At 67.2% G+C, this 11,715-nt stretch carries 11 protein-coding genes; 4 read left to right on the forward strand and 7 right to left on the reverse strand.

Going from position 1 to position 11,715, the window contains the following annotated elements:
• Positions 1-71: 71 nt before the first annotated feature.
• Positions 72-878, forward strand: a complete 807-nt coding sequence (locus tag BN60_RS17095; RefSeq protein ID WP_020697326.1) for a hypothetical protein — start codon at positions 72-74, stop codon at positions 876-878.
• A gap of 23 nt (positions 879-901) precedes the next feature.
• Here the strand turns inward: BN60_RS17095 and BN60_RS17100 are convergent, their stop codons facing one another.
• Together BN60_RS17100 and BN60_RS17105 are read right to left on the reverse strand one after the other, a co-directional pair.
• Positions 902-3,223 (reverse strand): xanthine dehydrogenase family protein molybdopterin-binding subunit, encoded by a 2,322-nt coding sequence (locus tag BN60_RS17100; protein ID WP_043284024.1) that lies wholly within the window; start codon positions 3,221-3,223, stop codon positions 902-904.
• 1 nt (position 3,224) lies between these two features.
• Positions 3,225-4,298, reverse strand: a complete 1,074-nt coding sequence (locus BN60_RS17105) for an aromatic ring-hydroxylating dioxygenase subunit alpha (protein ID WP_020697328.1) — start codon at positions 4,296-4,298, stop codon at positions 3,225-3,227.
• Between the two features lie 110 nt (positions 4,299-4,408).
• Between BN60_RS17105 and BN60_RS17110 the strand changes: the two genes are divergently transcribed.
• The gene (locus tag BN60_RS17110) at positions 4,409-5,134 is read left to right on the forward strand and encodes a glutathione S-transferase N-terminal domain-containing protein (RefSeq protein WP_020697329.1); all 726 of its coding nucleotides are present in this window, start codon (positions 4,409-4,411) and stop codon (positions 5,132-5,134) included.
• Between the two features lie 8 nt (positions 5,135-5,142).
• Here BN60_RS17110 and BN60_RS17115 read toward each other — a convergent pair whose 3' ends face one another.
• The 4 genes from BN60_RS17115 to BN60_RS31660 all read right to left on the reverse strand — a co-directional run bounded on the left by BN60_RS17115 (position 5,143) and on the right by BN60_RS31660 (position 8,432).
• Complete coding sequence (locus BN60_RS17115) at positions 5,143-5,970, reverse strand: metallophosphoesterase family protein (protein WP_020697330.1); 828 nt, start codon at positions 5,968-5,970, stop codon at positions 5,143-5,145.
• Positions 5,971-6,021: 51 nt separating this feature from the next.
• Positions 6,022-6,327: a hypothetical protein gene (locus BN60_RS17120; RefSeq protein ID WP_020697331.1), complete on the reverse strand. Its 306-nt coding sequence runs from the start codon at positions 6,325-6,327 to the stop codon at positions 6,022-6,024.
• A gap of 73 nt (positions 6,328-6,400) precedes the next feature.
• The gene (locus BN60_RS17125) at positions 6,401-7,828 is read right to left on the reverse strand and encodes an MFS transporter (protein WP_043284025.1); all 1,428 of its coding nucleotides are present in this window, start codon (positions 7,826-7,828) and stop codon (positions 6,401-6,403) included.
• Between the two features lie 70 nt (positions 7,829-7,898).
• Complete coding sequence (locus tag BN60_RS31660) at positions 7,899-8,432, reverse strand: BON domain-containing protein (RefSeq protein ID WP_083856154.1); 534 nt, start codon at positions 8,430-8,432, stop codon at positions 7,899-7,901.
• On the opposite strand from BN60_RS31660, the gene BN60_RS17135 reads away from it, so the two are divergent.
• Both BN60_RS17135 and BN60_RS17140 read left to right on the forward strand, forming a co-directional pair.
• Entirely contained in the window at positions 8,403-9,257 is an 855-nt protein-coding gene (locus BN60_RS17135) for a hypothetical protein (protein ID WP_020697334.1), read from the forward strand. The two genes, BN60_RS31660 and BN60_RS17135, sit on opposite strands and share 30 nt — an antisense overlap.
• Before the next feature lie 254 nt (positions 9,258-9,511).
• Entirely contained in the window at positions 9,512-10,771 is a 1,260-nt protein-coding gene (locus BN60_RS17140; protein ID WP_020697335.1) for an MFS transporter, read from the forward strand.
• 9 nt (positions 10,772-10,780) lie between these two features.
• Here the strand turns inward: BN60_RS17140 and bla are convergent, their stop codons facing one another.
• Positions 10,781-11,650, reverse strand: a complete 870-nt coding sequence (gene bla / locus BN60_RS17145; RefSeq protein ID WP_020697336.1) for a class A beta-lactamase — start codon at positions 11,648-11,650, stop codon at positions 10,781-10,783.
• Positions 11,651-11,715: the final 65 nt, after the last annotated feature.

An 11,715-nucleotide genomic window follows, 5' to 3' on the forward strand; every position in this document is an offset into this window, starting at 1 on the left:
CTGCCTACATTCTACCGCAGCCCTGCGCAAGGATTGGTCGCCGTCGGACCGCGTGAACCTGGAGATTGTCAGTGGAAAAGGTCGCCATCGTCGTCGTCATCACCCTCGCGGTGGCCCTCATCGTCCATTTGTTCGGTCGCGCCCGGCCGGCAGCGCAACAACTCAAGCGCACCACGATTGCGGCCATCGCAGCGGCCATCGCCGGCAGTGTAACCGTCTATGGTCTGGAGTACCTGACCGGCAGCGATACCGAGCTGGTCGACCAGGCAGTCAGCGAGGCCCGCGCCCTGCCGCTGGTCGGACTGGTGCTGGACGACGTGCCGGGTGCCGAGGCCCGGCTGCGCAAGTCGTTGAGCGAGGAGCTGCGCAGCCCGACGACCCAGGGGCCACCGCGGCCGCTAGCCTTGATGACCGAACTGCGCGCCACCCAGATCGTTCCCGCGCTCAAGGCCACCGATGCCGCCGATGCCCAGGCCGTCCTGACGGCGCGGCTGGCGCTGATGAGCCACCTCAAGAGCGTCGACCCGACCACCTGCCGAGAACTTGTCCTGATCGGCATCCAGCGCGGCGAGAAGCTCGACGCCACCGCGCAGAAGCTGATGCGCGACATGCTCACGGCCATGGAGAAGGCCTATCGTGCCGGCCGTGCCGCACTCAAGGCGAGCACTACCCCGCCGCCGGCCCTCGGCGATGCCGATGTCACCGCCGTGCTCGGCGAGGCCGGACTGACGCCGGCCGACTTCGAGAAGCTGCGCACCCTGCAACGCCTCTCCAACGAGGAGGCGTGCGATCTTGGCATCAAGCTCAACGAGGCGCCGGGCAAGCTGCCGGCCGATAAGGCAGGCTCGCTGGCGCGCTACCTGGCCGCCGCGCAGTAACCGTAACGGGGTTACTTCGACGGCTACGGACCGGCTTTCGCCGCCTGCAGTGCCTGCCAGACTCGCGACGGCGTCGCCGGCATATCGAGGCTCTGCACGCCAGCCGGACGCAACGCATCGAGGACAGCCGCCATCACTGTCTGCGGCGCGCCGATGCATCCTGCCTGGCCCGAGCCTTTCACGCCCAGCGGATTGGCAGCGGTCGGCCGCTCGATCAGGGCGATGTCGAACGACGGCAGGTCGTCGGCGCGCGGTAGGGCATAATCCATCAACGAGCCGCTCAGCAGCTGGCCGGACTGCGGGTCGTAGACCGTGTGTTCCAGCAGGGCCTGGCCGATGCCCTGCGCCACCCCGCCCTGCACCTGGCCTTCGGTCAGCATCGGATTGATAAGCCGGCCGTAATCGTCGATCGCCGTATAGTCGACCAGCCGGATGGTGCCGGTCTCGGGATCGACTTCGACCTCCGCGACGTGGCAACCGCTGGGAAAGGTGAAGACGTCAGTGATGTTCAGCACATGCTCGCCGAGGCCGCTTCCCGGAACCATCCCGTCCGGCAGGTTGGCCGGATCGCCGGCACTCTGCGCCAGTGCGGCGAGATCGATCGCGCGGTCGCTGCCGCGGACGGTGAAGCGTCCCTCCTTGTAGTCGAGCTCGCCGGTCGTCGCCTGCAATAGATGCGCGGCGAGCTGGCGGGCTTTCGCGAGGGCTGCTTCCATCGCCTTGACCAGCGCCGCGCCGCCCATATGCATCGACCGCGCGCCGCCATGGCCGGCGCCGCTGCGCACCGCCCGCGTATCGGCCTGCACGTAGCGGAACGCCGCGATCGGCAGCCCGAGATGCCGGGCGGCGATCTGGGCGAAGGCCGTCTCGTGCCCCTGTCCGTTCGATTCGGTGCCGACTGCGATCGTCACCGTGCCATCGCTTGCAAAGCGCACCTCCGCACCCTCGTTGGGCGCGCCGCGCGATGTTTCGAGGAAGCAGGCGACCCCAATGCCGCGCAGGAGACCTTTCTCCTTCGATGCCTGTCGCCGCGCCTCGAAGCCTGCCGCATCCGCGCGCCGGATGGCGGCGTCGAGATTGTCGGCAAAGCCTCCGGAATCGATGGCCATGCCCATGGCCGTGCGATGCGGGAAGGCGGCGATCAGGTTCTGCCGTCGCAGGTCGGCAGGATCGCGTCCGAGTGCACGCGCCGCCGCCTCGATGGCGCGCTCGACGATGTAGTTGGCTTCGGGCTTGCCGGCGCCGCGATAGGCGTCAACCGGCACGGTGTTGGTGAGCGCGCCGCGGATGTCGACGGCGATGGCCGGGATATCGTAGACGCCGCCCTGCGCCGTCGAGGCCGCGACGACGGAGGCGCCGGGCCCGTTACCCGAGAGATAGGCGCCGAGATTGGCCACCATCGCCACGTCCAGCGCGAGGAACCGGCCGGCTGCGTCCAGCGCGAGCTTCGCGCGAGCTGCGATGTCGCGGCCTTGCGCGCCCGTCACGAACTCCTCGGCACGGTCGGCCACCCAGCGCACCGGCCGGCCCAGGCGACGCGCCGCCCAGAGCAGCAACACCCACTCGGGATAGAGGAAGTTCTTCATCCCGAAGCCGCCGCCGACGTCCGGCGCGTGGAGGTGAATACGATCCAGCGGCACCTTGAACACGAATTCGGCGAGCTGACGGCGGATGCCATGCACCCCCTGCCCCGTGAGTTCGAGGTCCATGACGTCGCTGGCGGCGTCGTAGCGGGCAATGCCGGCACGCGGCTCCAGCGGCACCACCACGACGCGGTTGTTCATCACCTCGACCTCGACGATATGCGCGGCCCCCTCGAGAGCACGCTGCACGGCGTCGTGGTCGCCGCGCTGCACATGATAGGCGAGATTGCCCGGCGCCTCCTCCCACAGTGCGGGCGCGCCGGCCGCGAGGGCCGCGCTGCCATCGACGACGGACGGCAGCGGCTCGTAGTCGACCTCGATCAACTCCGCGGCTTCGCGGGCGATGTCGGCATTGTCGGCGACGATGAAGGCCACCGGATCACCGACATGGCGTACGCGTCCCTCGGCCAGCGCCGGCCGCGGCGGCACGATCAGGGGCTTCACGGCCGCCATGCAGGGCAGGTGCCCGAGGCCGTCGGCCGCAAGGTCGGCCGCCGTTGCAATCAAGTGCACGCCGGGCAGCGCGGCGGCTTGAACGGTGTCGATCCGGTGGATCAGGGCATGGGCATGCGGCGAGCGCAGCACATGTCCGGCCAGCGCCGTCGGCACGGCGATGTCCTCGAGGTAACGCCCGCGGCCCAGCAGGAAGCGCGCATCTTCGAGGCGGCGGATCGACCGCACATCCATATTCGTGTCTGGCATCTCAGGAAGCTTTCACCTGTCTGTCGGCCATCGGGCCCGGTTGTCCGTCTCGGTCGAGCAGGACCTGTACGAGTTTGCGGAATTGGGTCGGCCCGGCATCGAGACTGGTCGGCAGCATACGGCGCGACGGATCGAGATCGATCAGCTTCTGCTGTGCCTCGATGATCGCCTTGTCCTCGCCGAACGCCGCCTCGACGATGGCGAACAGACGTCCCACCCGTTCGGCGTCGATATCGGCGCTGCGTGCACCGGCGGCATAGAAGTATCGCGCCATGCGGTCGCCGACCGGCGTCACTGCCTGGTCGTCGTAGCGCAGGAAGAGCGGCGCCTCGTCGGGTTCCTTGCGATTCAAGCGGTCGGCGGTGCCGATCGGATAGAAGGCGGTGCGCAACAGGAAGATCCCCGGGAACAGGAAATCGTAGCTGTTCCAAAGGTCGAGCACCTCGCCCCAGCGGCGCATGAAGCCGCGCGACGGCTGGTTGCGCAGCCAGCGTTGCACGCGCAGGCCGCGCTCCAGCGGCTGAATGCGCGGCCGCTCGTCGGCCCATTGCGGCATGTCGAGGCCCAGCGTCTTCTCGTGCGCGAAGGTGAGATGTGAGAGGTCGAGCAGATTGTCGTCGATCAGGAGATAGTGCGCGGCATAGTCCATCTGCCCGCTGCGCATGCAGTAGGCCGGATCGTCGAGCCGCACCGAGTCGGGGATCGACGCCGGATCGGCCTCGGCAGCGTCTCCCATCCAGACCCAGATCCAGCCACCGCGCTCCTCGGCAGGATAGCGTCGCACGCAGGCCGACTGCGGGATCAGCTTCTGGCCGGGGATCTCGATGCAGCGTCCATCGGGCGCGAACTTCAGGCCGTGATACATGCAGCGCAGATCGTCCTGCTCCAGCCTGCCCATCGACAGCGGCGCGAAGCGGTGGCAGCAGCGATCCTCCAGCACGACGACAGTGCCGTCGCCCTTGCGATAGAGCGCCAGCGGCTGCTCGATGATCGTGCGCGCCTCGATGCGGCCCGGTGCCAGATCGTGCGACCAGCCGGCGACGTACCAGGCGTTGCGAACCCACTTTCCATCCATGGCGCGGCCCTCCCGGACCTGTCGTTGCCGCGAGCATACACCATTGACGGACCGCAGCGACGGGCGGACGCTCCGCCAACTCGACGCAATTCAGTCAATCGGAGCACGTCATGATCGATCTGCATTACTGGCCCACGCCCAACGGCAAGAAGGTGACCATCCTGCTGGAAGAGTGCGGCCTGCCCTACAAGATCGTGCCGGTGAACATCGGACGCGGCGACCAGTTCACCGATACGTTTCTGGAGATGAACCCCAACCATCGCATGCCGGTGATGGTGGACCATGCGCCCAAGGATGGCGGCGCGCCGATCACCATCTTCGAGTCCGGCGCGATCATGATGTACATCGCCGAGAAGGCCGGGAAGTTCTATCCGCAGGATCTGCGGACGCGCTACGAGGTCAACCAGTGGCTGATCTGGCAGATGGCCAACCAGGGACCGAAGAGCGGCGAGTGCGGTCATTTCCGCAGGGTCGATCAGGCCAAGGAAGGCGACCAGACCTATGCCATCACCCGCTTCACCGACGAGGTGAACCGGCTCTACGGCGTGCTGAACAACCGCCTCTACAAGCACAAGTACCTGGCGGGCGACCAGTACACGATCGCCGACATGATCTGTTACCCGTGGACCATCAACTGGAAATTCCAGGGCCAGGACATCGAGGAGTTCAAGCACTTCAAGCGCTGGTTCGACGAGCTGGGCGCGCGGCCCGCCGTCCAGAAAGGCATGGCCGTCGGCGCCGATCTCTCGGTCGACAACACCAAGCTGCCGCCTGAGGAACAGGCCCGCATCCGCAAGCTGCTCTATAATCAGCGCGCCCGGCCGGTCCCGGCCTAGGAAGTCCGCTAAAGCGGGCCGTAGGCGCCGGGGAAGTCGGCGATGTTCAGGGTCGGCACACCGGGCACCTGGACGAGCCGGCTCTCGGCGCTTCCGTCCGGATGGAGGCGGTGCTCGACATAGCCCACTTCCTTGAGCCCGTAACGCGGCTGGCGTGCGTCGGGAAGAACGAACGCCGTCGACGTGCCCCAGACGTGTGACGCGCCATCGGCTCGCGTCTCGCGATACTGGTGAACATGGCCGCAGGCCACGAGCGCCGGCGGCGTCTCTGCCAGCAAGGCCAGCAGACGGTGCCGCAGCGCGGGATTGACGAACCGCCCGGTGATCGCCGTCTCGTCGCGGTCGCGATCGAACAACGGCTTGTGCAGGAACAGCGCCAGCGCGCGCTCGCCCACCGTCGCGGCCGCTTCGGCGATCACGCTCTCCTGCTCGGCGGCGGCGTCGAGATCGCTGCCGAGAAGCTGGGCATTGATCCCCAGCACCCGCCAACCGGGAACGTCGAACGACCAGAAGTCCGCACCGAAATGCCGGAGATAGCGATCGCGGCGCACCGTATCGATCGCACCCTCGCCATGGGCGGGCGCGTCCTGGCAGTCGCCGAGATCGTGATTGCCCGGCACGTAACGAAGCGGCAGGTCGAGCGCGTCGTGCAGAGCGCGCGCAGCGGCAAGGTCGGCCTCGCCAGCCGCGCCATCGAGCGAGATGTCGCCCGAGTTGAGCACGAGATCCGGCCGGTCCGCGCGCAGAGCCGCGCCGATCCGGCGGAAGTTCTCGACGAAGAACGGCTTCTGTTCGCTGAGGTGCGTGTCAGAGATCTGGGCGATGCGGAAAACCATGCCCTACCCTAGCTGAACTTTGTTGCAGCTCCGGGAACTCTCGCTTCCCGCCTATCGACGGGCCAGCAGTTCCGTCGCCAGGGCCGTCCACTCCTCCTCCAGCGTCTGATCGGGAACGGACCGGCCGACACGGCGATACCACCAGCCTGCATTGCTCAGGTCGCCTTCCTGGCGATGCAGATGCGCGTGCACCCGATCGCAGTCCGGCTCGCCCTCGTGGCTTTGCACGCACTCGTGCGCCCGCTCCCAATTGCCACGAGCCAGCCACCAGAGCGCTTGCACGGCCGGCCCGGCATCGGATGGCGGCGCCGCTGCCGACAGGCTGCTTCGGAAGGTGTCGATAGCCGTCATGGTCATCGCAGAACGCTACTCCTTCCTCCCGGCTGCCGACAGCCCGATTCTCCGCGCAACCTGCGTGCAGGCGCACGCGCTAGCGACTGGAAAGCGGCGGCGCGATCTCTTCCAGCGGCTTGCGCTCCGCCGCGACGCCGAGCTTCAAGGTGACCAGCGCGGCGGCGATCATCAGCGCCGCGCCCAGGAGATAGCCCCACAGGATCTCGCCCGAGCTGCCGCCTTCGATCAGCACGCCGAACAGCCACGGCCCGCCGACGCCGCCGATCAGCGTGCCGAAGGCATAGAAGAGCGCGATGGTGAGGGCGCGCATCTCGAGGGGAAAGCACTCGCCGACCGTGAGGTAAGCCGAACTCGCCGCAGCCGAGGCGAAGAAGAACACCACGCTCCACATCGCCGTCTGCGTCGTGGCATCGAGATGGCCGGCATGGAACATCCAGCCGGTCAGTCCCAGCAGGATGCCGGACAGCGCATAGGTCGTCACGATCATCTGCCGCCGGCCCCAACTGTCGAAGAGCGGCCCGAGCAACAGAGGGCCCAGGAAGTTGCCGACCGCAAAGGGCAGGATGTAGAGCCCGACCTTGTCGGCCGGCACGCCGTAGAAGCGCGACAGGATCAGCGCATAGGTGAAGAAGATCGCGTTGTAGACGAAGGCCTGCGCCGCCATCAGCACGATGCCGAGGGTCGTCCGGCCGGGATAGGCGCGCAGCAGCGTCCGGGCGACGGAGAGCATGGTCGTCTTGTGGGTCTCTCCCAGCAGCAACGTCGCCTTCACCGGCTCGAGGACGACCTTGCCGTCGGCGACGATCCTCGCCTCGATCTCTTCGATCACTTTCTCCGCTTCGCGCGGGCGGCCGTGCAGCATCAGCCAGCGCGGACTTTCGGGCAGGAATCGCCGCAAATAGAGAATGACCAGCCCCAGCACGGCGCCGCTGCCGAAGGCGACCCGCCAGCCCATGTCGGGACTCAGCACTTCGGGATCGAGCAGCCACACCGAGAGCAACGCGCCCATCGCGGCGCCGACCCAGAAGCTGCCGTTGATGGCGAGATCGATGCGGCCGCGCAGACGCGCGGGGATCAGTTCCTGGATCGCCGAGTTGATGGCCGCATACTCACCGCCGATGCCGGCGCCGGTGAGGAAGCGGAACAGCATGAAGCTCGCGAAATCCCAGGAGAAGGCCGTCGCCGCCGTCGCGACGAGATAGACGCCCAAAGTGACATTGAACAGCCTCTTCCGCCCCAGCCGGTCCGTAAGATGCCCGAAGAACAGCGCCCCCAGCACGGCGCCTGCGAGATAGGCACTGCCGGTCAGTCCGATCTGCTCGGCGGTGAGCTGAAGCCGCGGGCTGGTCTGCAGCGCCGCCGCGACCGAGCCGGCCAAGGTGACCTCGAGTCCATCGAGGATCCAGGTAATGCCGAGCGCGACCACCACCAGACGGTGAAAACGGCTCCAGGGAAGGCGATCGAGGCGAGCGGGAACGTCGGTTTGCACCGGGGTGCAACGCATCAGCGGCTGAATAGTTCAATATTTGTAGATATGCCGGGAACCTTGCCTTCGAGGAACCTTGCCTTCGAGGCTACATTTCGCGCGTCTTGATCTCGAGCTGGTTGCGGACGCTCTTCACGCCATGGACTTGTTCCGCCACGCTCCCGGCGCGATGTAGTTCCGACTGTTCCGCGACGGTCCCCGTCAAAGTGACGTCGCCGTCCTCGACCTGGACGTCGATCGCGGAGGAATCCAGCAGCGGATCGCCCGCCATGCATTCGCAAACGTCCTCTCGGATGGAGCTATCCGGGCGCACATAGGCCTTCGCGGGCCTTCCAGCTCGATCGTAGGAAAAGGCGTTGGTGCGTTCGCCCCCTCGAGACGACGTGCCGCCATAGTTACCAGATTTGTTCACCACGCCGGCCTCCGACGAATTTCTCCCAGACGAGCAACGAGCGAATCGCAAGTTGGTTGCCGCTGCAAGGAAGAAAGCAGGGAAAGGGCCGGCCGCCTCGTCTTCGCCACAACCGGCGGAACTCCGGCAGCGGGCGCCCGTTGGAAAGGCCCAAGCCGACGGCGAGATGAGGAGATGCAGATGGTGGACGCGGTCGTGGTCGAGACTCATCCCGTCCCCACGAGATCGACAGTGTCGTGGCCGGCGATCGTCGCCGGGGGCGTCGTGGCCGCCGCCCTCACCTTGATGCTTCTGGCGCTGGGCGCCGGCCTGGGCTTCAGCGTCGTTTCGCCATGGTCGGGCCCGCCCGACATCAGCACGACCGCCGCGGCGACCGTAGGCGGCGTCTACATGGCGGTGACGGCCGTGATGTCGTCGGCAGTCGGCGGCTACATTACCGGGCGGCTGCGGAGCGGCTGGGCGCAAGCCCCTCTCGACGAAGTCCATTTTCGCGATACCGCCCATGGCGTGGTGTGCTGGGCCTTCGCGACCGTCATGGGCGCAGCCTTGCTGGCGTCGGCCGCTACCATCGTGAGCGGAGGCGCCGCAAGCCGCACCGACCCGAGCGCGGGTCAAGCGACGGCGGACCCCACGGCCGCTGTCCTCGACCGGCTGTTCCGGCCGGACTATGGCGCGCTGCTCGGTGGGACCGGGCAGCGGGCCGCGGGCGTCTTCGCCGGCGGTCGGGACCTTGCGAACGACCGCGAAGTCGCTCGGCGCATGCTGCTCAACTTCGATCAACGCAGCCGCACCGAGCTGGCCGGAGAGGATCGACAATATCTCGCGCAGATGGTCGCAGCGCGCACCGGGCTCGAGCCGGGCGCCGCCGAGCAGAGAGTCGCTGCCGTCGAAGCCGACATGAAGGCCAAGCTCGACGCCGCTCGGCAAGCGGCCGCGCATCTGTCGTTCTGGCTCGTTGCGTCGCTCCTCATGGGGGCGGTCGCAGCGGGCCTTACCGCCGCCGAAGGCGGCGCCGCCCGCGACGGGCGTTCCTGATCACACGGCAATCGCTTTTTTCAAAGGAGGTCATCATGGGTCGTTCCATCCTGCTCTGGCTGCTCGGTGTTCCCATTCCGGTCATCATCCTGCTCGCTCTGTTCTGGCGCTAAGCAACATTGTTCGGCGACCAGTCCGGCCAAGCGAGGGTCGGACTGGTCGCAGTCTTCGGCATCGAAGTGAGCACGCCCCCTGCATCGCTGGTTTGCAGCGATGCGCTGGTGAGACGACGGGGTCCCGCCTAGAGTATCGTTATGAGCGACAATACGATGGCCGCAGGGTCGGCGCCTGCGGCGGCGCAACCATCCCCGACGGCGGCGGCCTCCCCCGACACCACCACCTTCGCCGTCATCCTGTCGCTCAGCTTCTGCCACCTGCTCAACGACATGATGCAGTCGCTGGTGCCGGCGCTGTACCCTATCCTCAAGGATTCATACGCACTGACATTCGGCCAGATCGGGTTCATCACCCTGGCCTTCCAGTGCACCGCGTCGATGCTGCAGCCGGTCGTCGGCATGTACACCGACAAGAAGCCCCAGCCCTACTCGCTGATGGTCGGCATGGGCTTCACCCTGGTCGGGCTTCTGTTGATGTCCCAGGCCAGCTCCTATCCCGTGATCCTGCTGGCCGCCGCACTGATCGGCATGGGCTCCTCGGTCTTCCACCCCGAAGCTTCGCGCGTCGCGCGCATGGCGGCGGGCGGCCGGTATGGTCTGGCCCAGTCGCTGTTCCAGGTCGGCGGCAACATGGGCTCGGCCGCGGGCCCGCTGCTGGCGGCCTTCATCGTCGTTCCGCAAGGCCAGCAGAGCATCGTCTGGTTCTCGGCGGCAGCTCTCGTGGCCATGATCGTGCTGTTTCAGGTCGGCAGCTGGTACAAGGCGCGGCGCACCGTATCGAAGCCCGTGGCGCGCAAGGCTGCCACCGGCCCCGGTGCCGGTATCGTTTCGCTGTCGCGCCGCCGCGTCGGCATTGCCGTGGCGATCCTGGTGGCGCTGCTCTTCTCCAAGAACGTCTACAGCGCCAGCCTCGGCTCCTACTTCACCTTCTACCTCATCCACAAATTCGGCGTGGATGTGCAGGACGCGCAGCTCTACCTCTTCGCCTTCCTGGTCGGCATCGTGGTCGGCACCATCCTGGGTGGTCTGGTCGGCGACAAGGTCGGCCGCATTCCGGTCATGTGGTTCTCGATCCTGGGCGCCCTGCCCTTCGCGCTGATGCTGCCCCATGCCAACCTCTTCTGGACCGGCGTGCTGGCCGTCACCGTCGCCATCATCATGGCCTCGGCCTTCTCGGCCATCCTGGTCTATGCGCAGGATCTGCTGCCCGGCCGCGTCGGTCTGGTGGCCGGCATGTTCTTCGGCGTTTCCTTCGGCCTGGGCGGCCTCGGCGCGGCCGCCCTCGGCGAGATCGCGGACCATGCCGGCATCGAGGCCGTCTATAAGGTGACGCCGTTCCTGTTGCTGCTGGGCCTGCTCACGGCGTTCCTGCCGCGCCAGCCCAGCCTTACCAGATAGCTGCAGCGATCACTTGAGGCTGGCGGCCACGATGCGGCCGGCCTCGGCGATCACCTCGTTGCGCGCCTCGTCCGATATCGTCGAGCCGGTGTAGTAGACCGTCACCAGCAGCGGCGCGCGGCCCGTCGGCCAGACGATAGCGATGTCGTTGGCGCTGCCATTGCCGCCCGTGCCGGTCTTGTCGCCCACCTTCCATCCCGGCATCCCGGCCCGCAGGCGCTTGTCGCCGGTCTTGTTGGCGACCAGCCAGCCGGTGAGGCGCTCGCGCGACGCAGCCGACAGCGCATCTCCAAGAAGAAGCCGATGCATGGTGCCCAGCATGGCGACGGGGGACGTGGTGTCGCGCGGATCGCCGGGCAGGCCTTCGTTGAGCGCAGTCTCGATACGGTCGAGCCGGGTTGTCTGATCGCCCAGGCTGCGTGCATAGGCCGTGAGTCCGGCCGGCCCGCCGAAGCTCGCCAGCAGCAGATTGCCCGCCGTGTTGTCGCTCAGCGTCATCGTGGCATCGCACAGCTCCGCCACCGAGAGGCCCGCCGGGCCGACATGATCCTTGGTGACCGGCGAATAGGTCACGAGATCCTGGGTCGAGTAGACGATGCGTCGGTCGAGCCGTTCCTCGCCGCGATCGACACGCGCCAGCACGAAAGCCGCCGCCAGGAACTTGAAGGTACTGCACATCGGGAAACGTTCTTCGCTGCGGTGACCGATGCGCCGTCCGCTCGCCGAATCGAAGGCCGCGACGCCCAAGCGGCCGCCATTGCGGCGCTCCAGGTCGGCAAATCTGGGCGTCGCATCGTTGGCGAAGGCGGGTCTTACAAGCAGGGGAACGGTCAGGAGCGGAGCTGCGAGAACGGCGCGGCGGGTCGGCTGTACGGCCATGTCTTCTCCTTCGATCGAGGGGGAGGAAGACTCCTGGGCTGCGAATATGGCGCGGGATGGGCATG

Source organism: Reyranella massiliensis 521 (assembly GCF_000312425.1).
GTDB classification, from domain to species: Bacteria; Pseudomonadota; Alphaproteobacteria; order Reyranellales; family Reyranellaceae; genus Reyranella; species Reyranella massiliensis.

Bases quoted from the DNA above. Each gene is read 5' to 3' on its own strand.
- BN60_RS17110 (WP_020697329.1), top strand. From the start codon at position 4,409: ATGATCGATCTGCATTACTGGCCCACGCCCAACGGCAAGAAGGTGACC.
- BN60_RS17105 (WP_020697328.1), bottom strand. From the start codon at position 4,298: ATGGATGGAAAGTGGGTTCGCAACGCCTGGTACGTCGCCGGCTGGTCG.
- BN60_RS17140 (WP_020697335.1), top strand. From the start codon at position 9,512: ATGAGCGACAATACGATGGCCGCAGGGTCGGCGCCTGCGGCGGCGCAA.
- BN60_RS17120 (WP_020697331.1), bottom strand. From the start codon at position 6,327: ATGACCATGACGGCTATCGACACCTTCCGAAGCAGCCTGTCGGCAGCG.
- BN60_RS17125 (WP_043284025.1), bottom strand. From the start codon at position 7,828: ATGCGTTGCACCCCGGTGCAAACCGACGTTCCCGCTCGCCTCGATCGC.
- BN60_RS17100 (WP_043284024.1), bottom strand. From the start codon at position 3,223: ATGCCAGACACGAATATGGATGTGCGGTCGATCCGCCGCCTCGAAGAT.
- BN60_RS31660 (WP_083856154.1), bottom strand. From the start codon at position 8,432: ATGAGTCTCGACCACGACCGCGTCCACCATCTGCATCTCCTCATCTCG.
- bla (WP_020697336.1), bottom strand. From the start codon at position 11,650: ATGGCCGTACAGCCGACCCGCCGCGCCGTTCTCGCAGCTCCGCTCCTG.
- BN60_RS17135 (WP_020697334.1), top strand. From the start codon at position 8,403: ATGGTGGACGCGGTCGTGGTCGAGACTCATCCCGTCCCCACGAGATCG.
- BN60_RS17115 (WP_020697330.1), bottom strand. From the start codon at position 5,970: ATGGTTTTCCGCATCGCCCAGATCTCTGACACGCACCTCAGCGAACAG.